Source organism: Streptomyces sp. NPDC006265, assembly GCF_040613555.1.
In the GTDB taxonomy this organism is placed as follows: domain Bacteria; phylum Actinomycetota; class Actinomycetes; order Streptomycetales; family Streptomycetaceae; genus Streptomyces.
Window position 1 is genome coordinate 1 of record NZ_JBEXSH010000082.1, and the last position, 17,718, is coordinate 17,718.

The following is a 17,718-nucleotide window of genomic DNA, read 5'->3' on the forward strand; positions in this document are numbered from 1 at the left end:
GAAGTCGGTGGCCGACGAGACGTTGGGGCCCCAGAAGCCGTCGGCGTTTCCGGTGACGACGCGACCGGCTAGAGCACCGGTGATGCCGACAAGCAGACCCGGTCCTCGCCGTGATGGGCGCGACCGGGCACAGCCGTCGCACGTCGCTCAGGCTGATCGGCCAGGCCCGGGACGCTGGTCTGCTGTCGCCGCGCCGCGCCAGGCGCTGAACCGGGACGAGGTCCTGCCCCCGAGCGCGATCAGAGCATGTTCCGCATCCGTGTGATCTCGCTCGTCTGCTGCGCGATCACCTCGTCGGCCATCTCCTCGACACGGATGTTGTTGCCCTGCCCCTTCACGTCCGTGGCCATGGTGATCGCACCCTGATGATGGGTCGTCATCAGGGCGAGGAAGAGGTGGTCGAAGGCCTTTCCGCCGACGGCGCGGAGCTTCTTCAGCTGGGCTTGCGTCGCCATGCCGGGCATCGTGGCGTGCTCGTGCCGCTCGGCCTTCAACGGCTTGCCGTACGACTTCAGCCAGCCCTTCATGGCCTCGATCTCCGGCCTCTGACCGGCCGCGATGCGCTCGGCGATCCGCTTCACGTTCTTCGACTCGGCCCGCCCCGGGGTGAGTTCGGTCATCTCCAGGGCCTGTGCGTGGTGCTCGATCATCATCCGGACGTAGGAGACGTCGGCCGAGTTGGGGGAGTCGTTCTCCGAGCGCCGGTCGGCGGCCTCCTCGGCGGACAGGGTGCGGTTCGCCTCGCCGGGCTCACCCGGCGCGATCACGGCGGGCCCGTCCGCGGCGGCCGGCTTGCGGTCCGGACCGGAGTCACAGCCCCCGGCCGCGAGCACGGCCAGGGCGACCAGCCCCGTCATGACGGCGGACGCCCGGGACGCACGGCGGAAGAGCACAACGACCTCCTGTGGCAGGCGGGTTGGGACGCACCTCGAGTTGCGGACGACGTACACGCACGCTTCCGCGGGTCATTGATCGGAAAACTTCATTGCGATTCTGTTGCCCTCTGTTGGTATGTGCATGGCGAAGACGATACTGCGTGGTGCGTGAACCGTTCCGCAGTGAACGGAACCAGGGAGGAAAACAGTGATCCTGTTGAACGACCGCAGAACACGCCTCAGACGCTTGGGAGTTGCCGCTGCCGCCGCCGGGCTGCTGGCCGCGCTCCTCACCGCGGCACCGGCAGGGGCCACCCCCGACCCCGGGGACGCGCCGACAGCGCCGAAGAAGGTCTCCAAGAGCGACCAGGCAGAGGTCCGGGAGGCCATCCGGAACGGCGACATACCCGGCCAGGACGAGATCGTCCACTCCGACAACATCCAGCACCTGGCCCACGTCCCCAAGGACGTGCTCCAGGGCACGAACTCGGACCTCGCCTTCCAGGGCAGGTATGCGTTCGCGGGCAACTACGACGGCTTCCGCATCTTCGACATCAGCAATCCCAAGGCGCCGAAGACCATCGCCCAGGTGCTGTGCCCCGGCTCGCAGAACGACATCTCCGTCTCCGGCGACCTGCTGTTTCTGTCCACCGACTCCTCGCGCAGCGACAGCAGTTGCTCCAGCACCACCCAGCCGGCGACCGAGAAGTCCTCGTGGGAGGGCATGAAGGTCTTCGACATCAGCGACAAGCGCAACCCGAGGTACGTCGCCGCCGTCGAGACCGCCTGCGGCTCGCACACCCACACGCTGGTGCCCGAGCGCCGCAACGTCTACGTGTACGTCTCCTCGTACTCGCCGAACGCCGCCTACCCGGACTGCCAGCCGCCGCACGACGGCATCTCCGTCATCAAGGTGCCGCGCAAGGCCCCCGAGAAGGCGAAGGTCGTGGGCTTCCCCGTGCTGTTCCCCGGTGAGGGGCCGGACGGCGGCGGCAACCCGGGCGGACCCACCAACCCGGGCGTGTCCAAGACCACCGGCTGCCACGACATCACCGTGCTGCCGTCGAAGGACCTGGCCGCGGGTGCCTGCATGGGCGACGGGATCCTGTTCTCCATCAAGGACCCGGAACGCCCGAAGGTCATCGACCGCGTGCAGGACAACGTGAACTTCGCGTTCTGGCACTCGGCGACTTTCAACCAGAAGGCGAACAAGGTCGTCTTCACCGACGAGCTGGGCGGTGGCGGCGCGGCCACCTGCAACGCGGAGATCGGCCCGGACCGAGGCGCCGACGGCATCTACGACGTGGTCGGCAAGGGCGACAAGCGCAAGCTCGTCTTCCGCAGCTACTTCAAGATCCCCCGCCACCAGGCGGACACCGAGAACTGCGTCGCCCACAACGGCTCGCTGATCCCGGTCAAGGGCAAGGACATCATGGTTCAGGCCTGGTACCAGGGCGGCGTCTCCGTCTGGGACTTCACCGACTCGGCCAAGCCCAAGGAGATCGCCTACTTCGACCGCGGCCCGCTGACCACCGACACGATCAAGTCGGGCGGCTCCTGGTCCGCGTACTACTACAACGGCTACATCTACTCGAACGAGTACGCCCGGGGCTTCGACGTCCTGAAGATCGACGACCGGCGCACGAACCCGGCCCGCCGGGTCCACCAGCGTGAGCTCAACGTCCAGACGCAGCCGGACTACTTCGACTGACCCCCCGGGTCGCACTCCGGTGCGGCCCCGGTCGCGAAGTACCGCGACAGATCCTTGTCGCCCCTCCCGCCGGAGGCTCCGGTCTCCGGCGGGAGACCCAGCTCCGAGCCGAGCCGGTAGCGTTTGAACAGTTCGGCCCGCAGCACCGGCACCGGCATCGGCGCCCCCGGCACCAGGGCCGCGTACGCCGCGCCCATCAGCAGAGCGCGCATCATCGGGTAGTCGCTGTCGACGTCCGGCGACCCGTGCCGGGCCATGGTGTCCCGCAGCAGCTCGGCCAGCCGCCGCTGCTCCGGGCACTGCATGAAGCCCTCGCCCTGCAGGATCCCCGCCATGTGCTGGCGCATCAGCACGGGCCGGTCCCGGGCCAGACCCAGGATCGCGTCGATGGCCCGGGCCATCCGCTCCCGGCCGTCCTCCGTGCGCGGCTCGCGCTCCAGCGCCTCCTCCAGTGTGCGGTGCATCAACCGGTGCACGGCGGACTGCACCAACTGGCGCTTGCCCGGGAAGTAGTACGACACCAGACCCCGGGCCGATCCCGCCCGGTCCGCGATGTCGCCGAGCGTGGTCGCCTCGTAACCGTGTTCACCCACCAGCTCGACCGCCGCCTGCAGGAGCCGCTCCCGGGAACGCCGGCGCAACTCTTCGTTCACCGAGGCGCTACGCGGAGACATGCTGCAACTCCTGTGTTGACTGGCTGCCAGCCAACTATACTCAGAGGGTCCGGCCAAGACCTGTCAGGTCTGGGCCGGTGATGCCGTCTGCCTCGGGCGACGCGGGGGATCGTCCGAGGCGGGCGCGCGATCGGCCCTGGTAGTGGCCTTGGGCTACTTTCCGCGCTTCCCCCTCCACGCGGACGGTGTCCCCGCCTCAGCTCACCAGATCCAGGACCGGCCGCAGCCCGTCCGGCCGGTCGGCCACCGGCAGATGGTCCACGAAGTGCACCCGGCACCCCAGAGCGGCGGCGCCGCCGTCCGCCCGGCGGTCGTCGCCGACCATGAGGGTGGTGCGCGGGTCGGCGCCGAGTGCCTCGCAGGCGATGCCGAAGAGCCGCGGGTCGGGCTTCTGTATGCCGTGCTCGAACGACAGGACGTATGTGTCGACGTAGGGGTCCAGGCCGTGCGCGCGGAAGACCGGCCGCAGGTCCCAGCCGATGTTGCTGACCACCCCGACGAGAACGCCCCGCTCCCGCAACGCGCGCAGCACCTCGACGGCGTCCGGGTACGGGGCCCACGCGGCCGGGGTCATGTGGCGGTCGTACAGGGCGTCGTGCAGAGCCGGGTCGGGCAGTGGGACCTGCCGGGCGAGACCGGTGTAGGCCGCCCGGTGCAGGGCGGCACTGCGGTCCCGGATCAGCCAGGCGTCCGCCAGTTCCTCCGGGACCCGCGCGGGATCACCACCGCCGGGCAGCGCCCCCACCGCCTCCAGAGCCGAGACCGCGGCGGTCAACTCGGGCTCCGTGAGCCGGACATCGGCCCCGGCGAGGGAGCCACGCAGCCAGGAGTCGGTGGACTCGACACGGAAGAGGGTTCCGGAGGAGTCGAAGAGCACGGCCGTCATGGGGGTGATCCTACGAGGTCGCGGGCCGCCGCGAACGAAGACCGGTGAGACGGCGCCGGGTTCACGGCTGCCGGCGCCGGTGCACCCACACCGCCAGGGCCACCACCGTCGTGCCCAGCAGCCAGCCGCCCACCACGTCCGACGGCCAGTGGACACCGAGCCAGATCCGGGTCAGCCCCACCCCGACCACGGAGACGACGGCCACGGCCACGGCCGTACGCCACACGGCCCGGCCTACGCCGTGCCGGTGCAGGAGCCACAGCAGCAGGCCGCACACCACCGTGGCGGTCATGGCGTGGCCCGACGGGAACGCCGAGTAGTGGGCCGAGTCGACGGGATCGGGCCAGACCGGGCGGGGGCGGTCCACCGCGGCCTTGATGCCCTGCTGCAGCAGCGTGCCCAGCGCGACGGCCAGCGCCAGCCACAGCGCCGTCCAGCGCGCCGCCCACCGCACCACCAGCCACACGACGACGGCCGCGCACAATAGACGCATCGTCCACGGATCCCACACCCAGTCCGTGAGGATGCGGCACGCCTGGGTGAGGGCCGGTTCGTCGACCGCCCAGCGGTGCGTGGTGTCGGCGATGTCCCCGTCCGCGCTGATCAACGGGCTCCATCTCGCCGCGACGAGGGCCAGCAACAGCGCCGAGCACAGGGCCAGGACGCCGACGAGACCGGCGGTGGTGCGGTGCGTCGGACGGGGCGGGGAGCCGACGGACGAGGTGTGCATACAGCGATCCTCGCCGAACCGGGGGGGCCGGATCCAGTACGGAGGCGATCTTCCGTCGCCGGGTCGGCATGCTCAGGCCATGCCGGGCCCATGGAACCCCCGGGCGCCCGCGCCGGGGGGAGGGAGTCGGCACGCCCGGGCGCTCCGGCTACCCCAGCGCCCGCAGCCCCGGTACGAACGCCACCAGCACCGGCACCACGGGCACCAGCGCGGCCGCCGCCGTCAGCCGCAGACGCCGGGCCGCGGTCAGCCGGTCCGGGGGAGTGAGCAGCCGGTTCACCCGGGCGGGGACATGGGCCTGCGGGGTCGGGCAGGGCCCGAACACGCCGCGGTGCTCGTTCAGTTCGACCAGCGCGAGGGCCGTCGTGAGGCGGCCGAAGCGGCGCGATGCCGTGTCGTCGGCGGCGAGTTCGACCAGACGGTGCATCTCGTCGCGGAACGCGGCGAACACCGGCACCTGCGGAAAGCCGCCGGCGAGAGCCGAGGAGCAGTTCAGCAGCCAGTCGTGCCGGGCCCGGGCGTGGCCCTGCTCGTGGGCGAGCACCGCGTCCAGCTGCCGGCCCTTCAGCCGGAGCAACGCGGCCGTGGTGACGACCAGTTGCGGGGGAGCACCGGGCTGCCACCAGGCGTCGGGCTGCTCGCTTTCCAGGACGACGAGCCGACCGGAGACGGCCACCTCGCCCGGCAGCAGCGGAGCCCGCACGAGCAGATCGGCACGCCGCCGGCGGCGCCGGGCGCGGGCCCCGGCGACCTCGTGGACCAGCATCGCCGCGCTCCACAGGCCGGCGCCGGCCAGCGCGACCGCCGTGGTCGCGGCCCAGGGGCCCGCCGTACCGAGGGCGTAGGCCTCCACGACCGCGCGCGGGGCCGTGGCGAAGAGGTGCCCGCCGACCGCGTGCCAGGCCGCCGCCGCGCTGAGCGTCATGGACAGCGCGCAGCACACGAGGACGGCCGCCACGACGCACTGCCACACCCACAGCGCCACCACCGGCTCACGGTCCGGCCAGTCCGCCCGGGCGAGCAGCCTGGGGGCGACCACGGCGGTCACGGCGCCGAGCAGCAGCAGCGCGGCGGTGAGCATCATGAGGGCAGCCTATGAGCGCGGCCCCGCCCACGGGTACGCCTTGTGCCGTCAAAGTGACGCAGGCAACGGATCCGTTGGGCGCGGCGGGCCGGTCCGGCTCACAGCGTCAGCAGCATCGCCACCATCGCGATGCCCATGGACAGCCGGCAGGCCCGAGCCAGTTCCGGCCGGTCGCCCCACCCCGCTCGAACGCCGCCCGCGGCCACGGCGGCCACCGGTACCAGGCGGACGCCGGCCAGCAGTACGTAAGCGGCGAAGTAGAGCAGCAGCGCCCCGGTCAGGACCGGGACTCCCGATCCGCCCCGGCCGTGCGCGTGTCCGGGGGAGCCGGCCATGACGAGGGACATGTAGACCATCGCAGAGGTCCCCACCAGGTGGTGGAGATGGTGCGTGCCCGCCCGCGCCGCCCACAGTGCGTGGACCCCCGCCGCCCCGAACACCGCCGCGTAGACGGGCCAGGCCCACGAGGGTGGGGTGAACACCGCCGCCGGTACGGCCATCGCGGCCATCCCGAAACCCATCAGCGCCTCGCCGCCCGCTGCACTGCGCTGTTCCTCGGCGCCGCTGCGCATCCGCGCCAGGCAGTAGGCGCCGGTCACCGCGCAGAGCGCCACCAGCAGCCAGCCTGACGAAGCCGGTCCGTGCACGCGCACCTCCCCGTTCGACGGTCGGTCATTCGATGCCCGGACCATGCGGCGCGCACGCAAGCGCAAGGGTGTACACGGGGAGCATTCGACGGAGCACGCCAGTGAAGGCAAGCGATTTACAAGTAAAACACCTGTTAATCTTGTCGCCATGAGCAGTGCGCAGCCCGCCCCTTCCACCCCCCTCGCCCGGCATCTCCCCCTGGCGGGTGTGCTGCGCCTCGGCAGGCCCTCGGAGATCTGGTTCAAGCCCGCGCTGAGCGTGGTCGCGGCGATCGCCCCGCCCGCCTTCACCCTTCTGGCGCTCGGCCGGCTCGACCTCGTGATGTACGCGATGGCCGGGTCCCTGTGCGCGCTGTACGCCCACAGCCGGCCGTACGCCGCCCGGGCCCGGGTCCTGGTGTGGGTGGTGCTGGGCATGCTCGGTGGGTTCGGCGTGGCCCTGGTCGCGGCCTCGCTCACCGGCAGCGCTGTCGTGCTGGTCACGGTCGGTGCGCTGCTGGCCGCCGCCCAGAAGGTGCTGTGCGACGCCACCCGGGTCGGCCCGCCGGGCAACGTCGTCCTCACCTTCGTCAGCTCCGCATCCCTGTTCGCGCCGCAGACCCTCGCCCAGGTGCCCGGACACCTGGCCCTGGCCGCCGCCACAGGCGCGTGGGCCTGGCTGGTCTGCATGGCGCCCGTGCTGGTCCGGCCGCACGGACCGGAGCGCCGCGCCACCGCCGCCGCTCTGAAGGCCGCCGCCGGGTACGCCGACACCGGCGGAACCGGGGAGGGCCACGCCCGGGCCCGCGCCGCGGGCTATGCCGCCGTGCAGGCCGCCTGGCAGTCGCTCCTGTCCACCAGTGCCTCCTCCCGGACCCGGCGGGCCCTCGAACGCCTCGTCGTCCGCGCCGAGGTCGCCCTCGCGGCGCCGACGCAGGCGGAGGCGGGCCGGCTGCGCGCGTGGGCGGGCTCGCTGCGCGGCACCGGCCCCGTCCCGGAGGCCGGACTGCCGCACGCGGCCGACGGACTGCTCGGCGTGGACGCGGCCCGGCCCCTCTGGTCGCGGCTGGGCCCGCTGACCCCGCTCGCGGCACGTACCGCGCTCGGCTGCGCGCTCGCCGGCTACGCCTCCCTCGCCCTGGGGATCGGCCGCCCCTACTGGGCGCTGGTCACCGCCGCCTCGCTGTACCAGGCGAACATCGCGCTGACCTGGAGCCGGGCCGTCCAGCGGGTCGTGGGCAACGTCGTCGGCGTGCTCGTCTTCCTGGCCGTCGTGCCGCTCGCGCACCTGGGCCCGGCGGCGCTCGTGCTGTGCTGCCTCGCGTTCAGCTTCGGTGCGGAGGTGCTGATCAGCCGGAACTACTGGCTCGGCAGCGTCTGCGTGACGCCGATGGCCCTGCTCATCACGGAGTTCGCCGGATACCAGGAGACCGGGACGCTGATGGCGGAGCGGGTGGTGGACACCGTCGTCGGTGTGCTGGTCGGGTTCGTCGCCGCCGTCGCGGTCACCAACCGGCGCGCGGGCGACCGCGTCGACCGCGCGCTGGCCGCCGCCGACCGGGCCCGCGAGCACACCGTCCGCGTCCTGGCCGAGCCGGACCCCGGCCCCACGGCCCTGGAATCCGCCCGCCGCGGCCTCGCCGTCGCCCTGTCCGATCTGCGCGCCACGGCCGACGCCGCCGCCGGTGAATGGTGGCAGCGGGCCCAGCCCCAGGAGCGGGTCGTGCTCGCCGAACAGTCCGGACACCGTACGCTCGCCGCTACGGCCCGACGCCAGGGACTGCTCCCGGACCGGGACCCGGCCACCGAAACGGAGGACGCACGGCCATGACGCCGACCGAAGGACCATCGCCCACGGGAAGCGGCTGGGGACGGGCCCCGCAACCGGGGTACGAGGCAGAGCCGGTGGCGGAGGAACGGGCGGCCGACGAGGGGGCAGCGGCCGGAGGGGAGCCCGTCGGCGGCGCTCGGGTGGCCGCGGGCGATGGTCCCGACGGGCGTTCGGCCGAGGGGCGGGCAACCACCGTGGGTGATCCGGCTCGCGACCTGCCCGGCGAAGCCGACCCGGACGCCGGGATCCACGGCGAAGCCGATCCCGGCGGCGGCCGGCGGGGCGACACCGTGGCCGCCGTCGTCCGGCAGTGGCAGACCGTGCAGCCCGGGCTCGACACCGGTCCGATGGAGGTCATCGGGCGGATCAACCGCTGTGCCGCGCTGCTGCAGCAGGCCGAGGACGCTCCGCTGCGCCGGGCGGGCCTGAGCCGGCCCGAGTTCGATCTGCTGGGTGCGCTGCGCCGCACCGGGCACGAGCTGACGCCCGGAGAGCTGGCCCGGGAGACCTTCTCCTCGGGGGCCGCGGTCACCAAACGCCTGAAGCAGTTGACCGAGCGCGGTCTGGTCGAGCGGCGCGGGGACACCCGGGATCGCCGCGTGGTCCACCTCCGCCTCACCGACGCCGGACGCGACCTCGTCGACGGCATCCTGCCCGTCCAGCTCGCCTACGAGACCGCCGTGCTGTCCGGCCTGGACGGCCCCGAGCAGGGCGAACTCGCAGCATTGCTAGGGAAGTTGCTCAGCCAGCTCGAAGGGCGGCTCGGCGTGCTGCGGGCCTGAACCGACCACCGGCCGGGGCGCGTCGGCGTACTGGTCACAGCACCTCGTGCACGGTGCGGCGATGCGTGGAGCGGCGGTCGTCGACGGCCGCCCAGCGGTCGCCGTAGATGTTCCGGGTGATGGCGGGCTCGCGGACGAAGTCATGCGGGAATCCGAGCGGCACCGCGCTCACCTCGTCGAGCCGGGCGAGGGCCTCCGCGTCGAGGCGGACGCCGACACCGCCCAGATTGTCGGCGAGCTGGCTCTCCCCGGTCGCCGCGATGATCGGCACCACGTTGCCCGGCCGCGCCAGCAGCCAGGCCAGTGCCACCTGGGCCGGGCTCCAGCCGCCCTGCTCGGCGACCTCCAGCACGGCGCTGATCACCGCCTCCTCGCGCGGGTCGGCGTCCGCGCCGGTGGTGCCCAGCCGGCCGGCCTCGCCCCTGCGGTACTTGCCGGTGAGCTTCCCGGCCGCGAGCGGCGCCCACGCGAGCACGGCCAGGTCGAACGCCCGGGCCTGCGGCAGCAGTTCGCGCTCCGGGGTCCGATCCAGCAGGCTGTAGCGCAGCTGCGAGCCGGCGAACGCGGTCCAGCCCCGCAGCTCCGCCAGGGTGCCCGCCCGGGCGATCTCCCAAGCGGGCCAGTCCGAGACACCGACGTACAGCACCTTGCCCGTGCGAACCAGTTCGTCCAGGGCCCGCATGACCTCCTCGACGGGTGTGAAGTTGTCCCGGGCGTGCACCCACAGCACGTCCAGCCGGTCGGTGCGCAGCCGTCGCAGGCTCGCCTCCACGGACTGGATCAGGTTCTTGCGGTGATTGCCCGCGGCGTTGACGTCGCCGTCGCGGATGGCGCAGGTGTACTTGCTGGCCAGCACGAACCTGTCGCGCCGCCCCTCGAGCAGTTCTCCGAGGATCCGTTCCGAGCTGCCGTCGGTGTAGTTGTTGGCGGTGTCGACGAAGTTGCCGCCCGCCTCCGCGTAGGCGTCGAGGATCCGGGCGCTGGTCTCCTTTCCGGCGCCCCAGCCCCAGTCGTCCCCGATGGTCATGGCGCCGAGGCTCAGCTCGCTCACGCGCAGACCGGTCTTGCCGAACAGTGTGTAACGCCCGCTCTCGTCCCCTCCCGGCAGGTCGTACGCAGGACGCTAGTGCCGCAACAGGCAACGTTCGCCCCGTCACGACGCCCGGCACGCTCCCCCAAGCTCTCGACTCCGCTCGAGCAGGGGGTACCCCCACCGGACGCCGCTCCTCAACGGGCAAACGTTGCCTGCCGCGGCACTAGGAGCTGGAGCGCACTTCAGCGCAAGCCGCAGCTGCTCCCCCCGCGTCGCACACCGCCGCCTCAGCCCTCGTCGCCCGCCCGGTAGACGCCGAACATCGCCCCCTGCGGGTCCCGGAGCACCGCGATGCGCGGCCCGTCGGGCACGGAGGTGGGCACCATCAGGACCGTGCCGTGCTGCTGGACGACAGCGGTGGTGTCGTCCACGTCGGCGACCGCGAAGTACGGCAGCCAGTGCGCCGGCACCTCGGGCGGGAACTTCTCGTCCATCGTCACCATGCCGCCGAAGTCCGCGCCGCCGACGCCCCACTGGGTGTAGCGGTCCGACGGAGCCACCGTCCAGCCGAACACCCGCGTGTAGAAGGACACGGCCCCCCCCGGATCCCGCGTCATCAGCTCCACCCAGCCCAGCGATCCGGGCGCGTTGAACAGCCCGGCACCCGGGAACGTCCCCGCCTGCCACAGCTGGAACACGGCACCGCCCGGATCGGCGGCCACCGCGAAACGGCCCACGTCGAACACGTCCATCGGGCCGAACAGCAGTGTCCCGCCCGCCTCCGTCACCGCACGGACGGTGGCGTCCGCGTCGGTCACCGCGAACGACACGTTCCACGCGACCGGCTGCGACGGCTGATACAGCGGAGCGAGTGCGGCCACGGCGGCGTCCCCGAGGTGCGCGACGGTGTAGCCGCCGGCCTCCTGACGAGCGTCCGTCTCGGGCCGCCAGCCGAACAGCCGCGTGTAGAACCGCCGGGCCGCGTCCAGGTCGCTGGTCCCCAGCTCGGTCCAGCAGGGGCCGCCGGCCACCGGTGCGTCGAGCTTCATGGTGTTCCTTCCACGAGCGGCGGGGACAGGCCCCCGGAGGTCCCCCTCCAGCACGCTAAGCCGCCCCCCGGGCTCCCTGCCATCCGGGGAAACCCACTGGTGTGCGGCCTCGGCCCCGGCGTACCCTCACTCCCGTACCGCACCGCGTGGCGGCCTCCAGCTCCCTTCACCCTGCCCGGAGGTACCCATGCCCGCGCCCGAGGTGCGTCCCTTCCGCCGGACCGACCGCGACCAGCTGACCGACCTGGTCAACCTGCACGTGGCGGCCGTCGTCCCCGGCGTCTCCGTCTCCGTGAACACCGTCCTGGGCGACCTGGAGCGGCAGCCCGGCGAGTTCATCACGGACCCGTGGGTGGCCGAGCGGACGACGCTCGTCGCCGAGCTGCGCGGACACCTCGTCGCCGCGGCCCACCTGCTGCGCTACCGGGCGGATGCCGAGGTCGGCACGGACCACCGGGACGCCGCCGAGATCAACTGGTTCGTCCACCGTCCGGCGGCGTCTCTCTGGCCGGACGCCGACCTCGCCGCGGACCTGCTGATGGGGGCGTGCCTCGCACAGTTCGCCCGCTGGAACGCCCGCGTACGGTACGCCGACGGATCCCTGCCCGCCCCGCTCGTCTACGGCCTGCCCCGCAACTGGCCCCACATCCGGGCCCTGTACGAACGCGCGGGGTTCCGGCACACCGGGGACACCGAGGTCATCCTGATCGCCCGGGTGGCCGACCTGCCGGCCCCCGAGCCCCGGCCGGGCGTCACGGCCGAGCGCACGCTGGGGGAGTGCGGGACCCGCTTTACGGCCCGGGCGGCGGGCGGGGCCCTCGGGTACATCGAGATCGACACGGCCCTGGCCCGCCCGGAACGCCACGCCCGAGCGGCCGGTCTCGCCGACATCGGCAACCTGTGCATCGACCCCGCGCAGCACGGCACCGGCCTGGAGCACTGGCTGCTCGCCCGGGCAGCCGACTGGCTGCGGCTGTGCGGCGTCGACCGGCTCGTCGCCTACGAATCGGCCGCCGACCGTGCCCCGCTCGCCCTCCTGGCCGGGGCGGGCTTTCGCGAACTCACCCGGGCCGACCGGGGCTGGGTACACCGCCCGGACTGAGCTCAGATGCCCGGCCGGTGGCGCATCGGGTGGTCCGCCGGTACTTCGACCAGCACGATCGGCGTCCCGTCCGGATCCGCGATCCACATCTCGACCAGCCCCCACGGTTCCTTCACGGGCGGCCGCACGATGTCCACGCTCTTCGCCCGCAGTTCCTCCTGTGCCGCGGCCACGTCGTCGACCTGCAGCCACAGCCGTACGGTGGGCGCCGGGGGCGTCTCGGACCGGCCCGAGACCTCCAGGAAGCCGCCGCCCATGAAGAAGACCGTGCCACGCTCCGCTCCCGTGCCGAACTCCCGGTAGACGGCGAGGCCGAGCTGCTCGCCGTAGAAGGCCCGGGACCGCTCGGGGTCGGTGGGACGGAGCAGGATCCGGCTGCTGAGTACATGCACCATGCAGGGGAGCTTAGTGGCGGCGTTACGCTCATCCCTGCCCGAGCCGCGCCACATACGGAGACGTACGCCCATGGAGACCGCCGCCACCGCACTGACCTTCCGCGATGCCACCGACGCCGACGTCGATGAGCTGGTCGCGCTGATCGAGTCGGCGTACCGGGGCGACGACAGCCGGGCCGGGTGGACCACCGAGGCGGACATCCTCGAAGGGCAGCGGACCGACCCGGAGGGGGTGCTGGAGGTCATCAAGTCGCCCGAGAGCCGGCTCATGGCCGTGGAGCGGGACGGCAGGATCGTCGCCTGCTGTCAGCTGGAGCACCAGGGCGACCACGCCTATTTCGGGATGTTCGCCGTCACTCCCCTGCTCCAGGGCGCGGGCCTCGGCAAGGTGATCATCGCGGAGGCGGAGCGGCACGCTCGCGCGACCTGGGGCGTGCGGGAGATGCAGATGACCGTGATCTCCGTGCGCGACGACCTCATCGCCTGGTACGAGCGGCGCGGCTACCGCCGTACGGGACGGATGACCCCGTTCCCGTACGGCGACGAGCGCTTCGGCGTCCCGCAGCGCGACGACCTGCAGTTCGAGCTGCTGGTCAAGGAGCTCGACTAGGCCGTGAAACGGCCCGTGCGCTTGATGTCCGGGTGGTCGGTGGTCGCGCCGTCCAGACCGAACGCCCGGACGAGCCGCAGCTGGTCCTGCGTGTTCACCACCCAGCCGATGATCCTCAGGTCGGCCTTGCGGGCCCGCTCCACGATCTCCAGGGTGAGCCTGCGGATGTTCAGGCAGACCGTCTGGGCGCCGGCCTGGACGGCGCGGTCCACGATGTCGGTGCCGTAGCGGCTGGCGATCAGCGCGGTGCGCACCCCCGGCACCAGTGGCTTGATCTCGGCGATCGCCTCGTCGTGGAACGAGGACACCTCCACCCGGCCGGCCAGTCCGCGCTCGTTCATGACCTCGGCCAGGGCACGCGCCGCCTGGGCGTCCTTGATCTCCGCCTGGAGCGGCGACTGCACCGCCTCCAGGACCTCCTCGAACACCGGGACGCGCTCGCCCCGGCCCGCGTCCAGGGCCCGCAGCTCGGCGAGGGTCTTCTCGGCGATCGGCCCGGTGCCGTCGGTCGTGCGGTCCACATCCGTGTCGTGCATGACGACGAGCGCGCCGTCCTTGCTCAGATGCAGATCGAGTTCGATGGCGTCGAGCCCCGCCTCCTGGGCGGCGACGAAGGACCGGAGGGTGTTCTCGGGTTCCACACCCATGATTCCGCGGTGACCGATGGTGAGGAAGTTCAAGACGCGACTCTCTTCCGTCGACAGGCGGCACTGGAGGCCTGACGGCCCCCCTGACCGTATCGCCTGGACCCGCCCTGTGCAGAGAGTGAGGGCATGGTTGCCGTGCATCCGGGCAGAAGCATGACCGACAGGAAAACGTGCGGTGATGGTGCGGGTCAGGCAGGATATTTTCTCGGGTTCACCCTTGCTGGGAGGAAGCTCGTGTGTATACGGTCTGCATACGTGAGATTCTCCCGTGGAAGGTGGGACATGACGGAAATTCTTGTGCAGGTGGGTTCGGAGGAAGGTCTTCCTCCCGTGGTCAGGGTGGTGGAGCACCCGGCATGGCCCGTGCTCAAGGATGCCGTGGAGCGGATCCGGCCATGGCAGTCCAAGGACGGGTCGATCGACTTCGACGCCGAGGGCGCGCCCGACCCCGTCGACGCCGAGCTCGCCGTCCGCCAGGTCGCCGACGCCGTCCTGGAGCTCTCCCCGTTGCTCCCGCACGACGGCGCCTATCACGAGGCCCTGGTCAAGGATCTGACCCGGTGGGCCGACAGCGGCTTCCAGGGGCCCGACTTCCTCGACTCGCTGCTGGCCTTCCAGCCCGCCGCGAACCGCGCGGACGGCCTCCAGCACCTCGTCGTCTTCCCCATGTACACGCAGAACGGCAACCCGGACCGCAACCTCGAGGCGGTCGTGCTGCGCATGGTCTGGCCGGACTGGCTGGCCGAGCTGGAGCGCACCCGCTACGACAACCCGCTGTTCTGCGGCATCACGTTCGAGGACTTCACGGCGGGCTACGACACGAACTCGGCCGTGCTGTTCCCCGAGACCATCGCCGTGCGCGAGGCGCCGGAACGATTCACCTGGGGCGGCATATTCTGCGACCGCGAGGCCGCCCGCTTCCGCCGGGTGACCGACGCCGCCGTCGACATCCTGAGCCTGGAGCTCCCCGAGGACGTCGCCGCGATGGTCCACGACCAGAAGCGCTGCGAGGAGGCGTTCGTCCTGTGGGACATGGTCCACGACCGCACCCACAGCCACGGCGACCTGCCCTTCGACCCGTTCATGATCAAGCAGCGCCAGCCGTTCTGGATGTACGGCCTGGAGGAGCTGCGCTGCGACCTCACCGCCTTCAAGGAGGCCGTGAAGCTGGAGGCGGACGGCGTCCCGCAGGCCCGTGACGTGCAGGTCGCGGTGCTCTTCGACCGCATGTTCCGCTTCCCCGTCACCGGCGAGCGCGTCCGCAACTACGACGGCCTCGGGGGCCAGCTCCTCTTCGCCTACCTGCACAAGCACGATGTCGTCCGCTGGACCGACAACAGGCTCACCATCGACTGGGAGCGCGCTCCGCAGGTCACCAACCAGCTGTGCGCGGAGATCGAGGACCTGTACCGCGACGGCATCGACCGCCCGAAGCTCGTCCACTGGTTCGCCGGGTACGAGCTGGTCTCCACCTACCTCTCCCCGCACCCGGGCTCGAAGTGGGCCAAGGGCCCCGACGCCCTGGACACGACGCAGCCGCCGCGCAAACTCGTCGATGACGTGCTTCCGGACGAGTTTCCGCTGAGCATGTTCTATGAGGCACTGTCCAAGAAACTGAAGAACGTGATCGCCTCCACCAAGGGCATCACGGCGGACAGCGCCGAGCGGGTCGCGGCGTGAGCGATCGGCGTACCGAGAACACTGCTCAGGAGGCGAAGGTCATGGGGAACGGGGCGCTCAGCGGTGCGGTGATCGCGGTGGCCGGAGCGGGCGGGCCGGCCGGCCGGGCCGCGCTGCTCAGACTGGCCGAGGCGGGAGCCACCGTCATCGGCTCGGACAACGATCCGGAGCGGCTGGCCGAGGCGGTGGACGCGGCGCGCTACGCGACCGGCGGCGCCACCGTCACCGGTGACACGGTCGATCTGCTGGACCTGGGGGCCACCCGCGACTGGGCCACCCGCATCGAGAAGGACTTCGGCCGCGTCGACGGCCTGGTCCATCTCGTCGGCGGCTGGCGCGGCAGCGAGACCTTCACCCGGACCAGCCTCGACGACTGGGACTTCCTGGAGATGCTGCTGGTCCGCACGGTGCAGCACACGTCCCTCGCCTTTCACGAGGGGCTGCAACGCAGCGACCGCGGGCGGTACGTGCTGATCAGCGCCGCGGGCGCCAGCAAGCCCACCGCGGGCAACGCCGCCTACGCGGCCGGTAAGGCGGCGGCCGAGGCGTGGACGCTGGCCATGGCGGACTACTTCCGCAAGGCCGGGGGCGCCGAGGGTCCGACGTCGGCTGCCGCGATCCTGGTAGTGAAGGCGCTGGTGCACGATGAGATGCGTGCCGACCGGCCCAACGCGAAGTTCGCGGGCTTCACCGACGTCAAGGACCTCGCCAAGGCCATCACCGAGGTCTGGGAGAAGCCCGCCGCCGAAGTGAACGGAATCCGTCTGTGGCTCACCGAGAAGCCGTGAACCCGCCGAAGACCGACGCCCGCCGTCATCACGACCCCGAGGTCCGCGGTTTCGCCAGCGACAACTATGCCGGGGCGCACCCGGAGGTGCTCGCCGCCCTGGCTCTGGCCAACGGTGGGCACCAGGTCGCGTACGGCGAGGACGCGTACAGCGAGAACCTCCAGCAGGTGGTCCGCAGTCACTTCGGGCCCACGGCGGAGGCCTTCCCGGTCTTCAACGGCACCGGCGCGAACGTCGTCGCGCTCCAGGCGGTCACCGACCGCTGGGGTGCGGTGATCTGCGCGGAGAGCGCGCACATCAACGTCGACGAGTGCGGCGCCCCGGAGCGGGTCGGCGGCCTGAAGCTGCTGACCGTTCCGGCGCCCGACGGCAAGCTCACGCCCGAGCTGATCGACCGGCAGGCGTACGGCTGGGACGACGAGCACCGCGCGATGCCGCAGGTCGTCTCGATCGCCCAGGCCACCGAGCTGGGCACGGTCTACACGCCGGAGGAGATACGCGCCCTGTGCGAGCACGCCCACGCGCACGGCATGAAGGTGCACCTGGACGGCTCGCGGCTGGCCAACGCCGCCGCCACCCTGAACGTCCCGATGCGGACGCTCACCAATGCCGCCGGGGTCGACATCCTCTCCCTGGGCGGCACGAAGAACGGTGCCCTGTTCGGTGAGGCCGTCGTGGTCCTCAATCAGGACGCCGTCAGCCACATGAAGCACCTGCGGAAGCTGTCCATGCAGCTCGCCTCCAAGATGCGCTTCGTGTCGGTGCAGCTGGAGGCCCTGCTCGCCCGGGACCTGTGGCTGCGCAACGCCGGCCACGCCAACGAGATGGCCCGGCGCCTCGCCGAGGGCGTGCGGGCCGTGCACGGGGTGGAGATCCTCTACCCCGTGCAGGCCAACGCGGTCTTCGCCCGGCTGCCCCACGACGTGAGCGAGCGCCTCCAGAAGCGGTTCCGCTTCTACTTCTGGGACGAGGCCGCGGGCGACGTCCGCTGGATGTGCGCCTTCGACACGACCGAGGAGGACGTGGACACGTTCGTGGCGGCACTGAAGGAGGAGATGGCCCGCTGACCCCGCGGGTTCACCGGGCCCGGCGCCGGTCGCCGCCAGTGCGCCGCAGGCGACCGCCGGTTGCGGTGGTGTTCAGCCGTTCTCTCGCTGCATGGTGTGGTGCGACGACGCGGGCGTGACCTGCCGCCGCTGGAACTGGCGCCAGGGC

Annotated in this window: 18 protein-coding genes and 1 pseudogene; 9 read left to right on the forward strand and 10 right to left on the reverse strand. The window is 71.9% G+C overall.

Features of this window, described 5'->3' with window-relative positions; genetic code table 11:
• Nucleotides 1–71: 71 nt before the first annotated feature.
• Nucleotides 72–209, forward strand: a pseudogene (locus ABZ281_RS10000) (DUF6214 family protein); the annotation flags it as partial.
• A gap of 30 nt (nucleotides 210–239) precedes the next feature.
• On the opposite strand, the gene ABZ281_RS10005 reads toward ABZ281_RS10000, so the two are convergent.
• Nucleotides 240–893: a DUF305 domain-containing protein gene (locus tag ABZ281_RS10005; RefSeq protein WP_356653910.1), complete on the reverse strand. Its 654-nt coding sequence runs from the start codon at nucleotides 891–893 to the stop codon at nucleotides 240–242.
• 190 nt (nucleotides 894–1,083) lie between these two features.
• Here ABZ281_RS10005 and ABZ281_RS10010 point away from each other — a divergent pair, with 190 nt between their 5' ends.
• Nucleotides 1,084–2,586 carry a hypothetical protein gene (locus ABZ281_RS10010; RefSeq protein WP_356653912.1) on the forward strand — a complete coding sequence of 501 codons (1,503 nt, stop codon included), beginning with the start codon at nucleotides 1,084–1,086 and terminating at the stop codon, nucleotides 2,584–2,586.
• On the opposite strand, the gene ABZ281_RS10015 is transcribed toward ABZ281_RS10010, so the two are convergent.
• The 5 genes from ABZ281_RS10015 to ABZ281_RS10035 form a co-directional block, all read right to left on the reverse strand.
• On the reverse strand, nucleotides 2,574–3,260 hold the full coding sequence (locus ABZ281_RS10015; RefSeq protein WP_356653914.1) for a helix-turn-helix domain-containing protein: 687 nt from the start codon (nucleotides 3,258–3,260) through the stop codon (nucleotides 2,574–2,576). The two genes, ABZ281_RS10010 and ABZ281_RS10015, sit on opposite strands and share 13 nt — an antisense overlap.
• 196 nt (nucleotides 3,261–3,456) lie before the next feature.
• Nucleotides 3,457–4,146: an HAD-IA family hydrolase gene (locus ABZ281_RS10020; protein WP_356653916.1), complete on the reverse strand. Its 690-nt coding sequence runs from the start codon at nucleotides 4,144–4,146 to the stop codon at nucleotides 3,457–3,459.
• A gap of 61 nt (nucleotides 4,147–4,207) precedes the next feature.
• The gene (locus tag ABZ281_RS10025) at nucleotides 4,208–4,876 is read right to left on the reverse strand and encodes a phosphatase PAP2 family protein (protein ID WP_356653918.1); all 669 of its coding nucleotides are present in this window, start codon (nucleotides 4,874–4,876) and stop codon (nucleotides 4,208–4,210) included.
• 148 nt (nucleotides 4,877–5,024) lie between these two features.
• Entirely contained in the window at nucleotides 5,025–5,960 is a 936-nt protein-coding gene (locus tag ABZ281_RS10030; protein WP_356653920.1) for a M56 family metallopeptidase, read from the reverse strand.
• A 98-nt stretch (nucleotides 5,961–6,058) separates the two neighbouring features.
• Nucleotides 6,059–6,607: a DUF5134 domain-containing protein gene (locus ABZ281_RS10035; RefSeq protein ID WP_356653922.1), complete on the reverse strand. Its 549-nt coding sequence runs from the start codon at nucleotides 6,605–6,607 to the stop codon at nucleotides 6,059–6,061.
• A 148-nt stretch (nucleotides 6,608–6,755) separates the two neighbouring features.
• Between ABZ281_RS10035 and ABZ281_RS10040 the strand changes: the two genes are divergently transcribed.
• Together ABZ281_RS10040 and ABZ281_RS10045 are read left to right on the forward strand one after the other, a co-directional pair.
• Nucleotides 6,756–8,417, forward strand: a complete 1,662-nt coding sequence (locus ABZ281_RS10040; RefSeq protein WP_356653924.1) for an FUSC family protein — start codon at nucleotides 6,756–6,758, stop codon at nucleotides 8,415–8,417.
• Between the two features lie 245 nt (nucleotides 8,418–8,662).
• On the forward strand, nucleotides 8,663–9,199 hold the full coding sequence (locus ABZ281_RS10045) for a MarR family transcriptional regulator (RefSeq protein WP_356653942.1): 537 nt from the start codon (nucleotides 8,663–8,665) through the stop codon (nucleotides 9,197–9,199).
• 34 nt (nucleotides 9,200–9,233) lie between these two features.
• Here the strand turns inward: ABZ281_RS10045 and ABZ281_RS10050 are convergent, their stop codons facing one another.
• Both ABZ281_RS10050 and ABZ281_RS10055 read right to left on the reverse strand, forming a co-directional pair.
• Nucleotides 9,234–10,250, reverse strand: a complete 1,017-nt coding sequence (locus tag ABZ281_RS10050) for an aldo/keto reductase (RefSeq protein ID WP_356653926.1) — start codon at nucleotides 10,248–10,250, stop codon at nucleotides 9,234–9,236.
• Nucleotides 10,251–10,519: 269 nt separating this feature from the next.
• Nucleotides 10,520–11,281, reverse strand: coding sequence for a VOC family protein (locus ABZ281_RS10055; protein ID WP_356653928.1), 762 nt, complete (start codon nucleotides 11,279–11,281; stop codon nucleotides 10,520–10,522).
• A gap of 187 nt (nucleotides 11,282–11,468) precedes the next feature.
• Between ABZ281_RS10055 and ABZ281_RS10060 the strand changes: the two genes are divergently transcribed.
• On the forward strand, nucleotides 11,469–12,383 hold the full coding sequence (locus ABZ281_RS10060) for an N-acetyltransferase (RefSeq protein ID WP_356653930.1): 915 nt from the start codon (nucleotides 11,469–11,471) through the stop codon (nucleotides 12,381–12,383).
• 2 nt (nucleotides 12,384–12,385) lie between these two features.
• Here the strand turns inward: ABZ281_RS10060 and ABZ281_RS10065 are convergent, their stop codons facing one another.
• Nucleotides 12,386–12,778 (reverse strand): VOC family protein, encoded by a 393-nt coding sequence (locus ABZ281_RS10065; RefSeq protein ID WP_356653932.1) that lies wholly within the window; start codon nucleotides 12,776–12,778, stop codon nucleotides 12,386–12,388.
• 70 nt (nucleotides 12,779–12,848) lie between these two features.
• On the opposite strand from ABZ281_RS10065, the gene ABZ281_RS10070 reads away from it, so the two are divergent.
• Nucleotides 12,849–13,388 (forward strand): GNAT family N-acetyltransferase, encoded by a 540-nt coding sequence (locus tag ABZ281_RS10070; RefSeq protein WP_356653934.1) that lies wholly within the window; start codon nucleotides 12,849–12,851, stop codon nucleotides 13,386–13,388.
• Here ABZ281_RS10070 and ABZ281_RS10075 read toward each other — a convergent pair.
• Nucleotides 13,385–14,068, reverse strand: a complete 684-nt coding sequence (locus tag ABZ281_RS10075; RefSeq protein ID WP_356653936.1) for a glycerophosphodiester phosphodiesterase family protein — start codon at nucleotides 14,066–14,068, stop codon at nucleotides 13,385–13,387. The genes ABZ281_RS10070 and ABZ281_RS10075 overlap by 4 nt on opposite strands.
• A 249-nt stretch (nucleotides 14,069–14,317) precedes the next feature.
• On the opposite strand from ABZ281_RS10075, the gene ABZ281_RS10080 reads away from it, so the two are divergent.
• From ABZ281_RS10080 to ABZ281_RS10090, 3 genes are read left to right on the forward strand one after another with little or no spacing between them, the layout of a single operon-like run.
• Complete coding sequence (locus ABZ281_RS10080) at nucleotides 14,318–15,715, forward strand: DUF6421 family protein (protein WP_356653938.1); 1,398 nt, start codon at nucleotides 14,318–14,320, stop codon at nucleotides 15,713–15,715.
• 41 nt (nucleotides 15,716–15,756) lie between these two features.
• Nucleotides 15,757–16,503: an SDR family NAD(P)-dependent oxidoreductase gene (locus tag ABZ281_RS10085; RefSeq protein ID WP_356653944.1), complete on the forward strand. Its 747-nt coding sequence runs from the start codon at nucleotides 15,757–15,759 to the stop codon at nucleotides 16,501–16,503.
• Nucleotides 16,500–17,570 (forward strand): low specificity L-threonine aldolase, encoded by a 1,071-nt coding sequence (locus ABZ281_RS10090; RefSeq protein WP_356653940.1) that lies wholly within the window; start codon nucleotides 16,500–16,502, stop codon nucleotides 17,568–17,570. Before ABZ281_RS10085 ends, ABZ281_RS10090 begins: the two co-directional genes overlap by 4 nt.
• Nucleotides 17,571–17,718 lie beyond the last annotated feature (148 nt).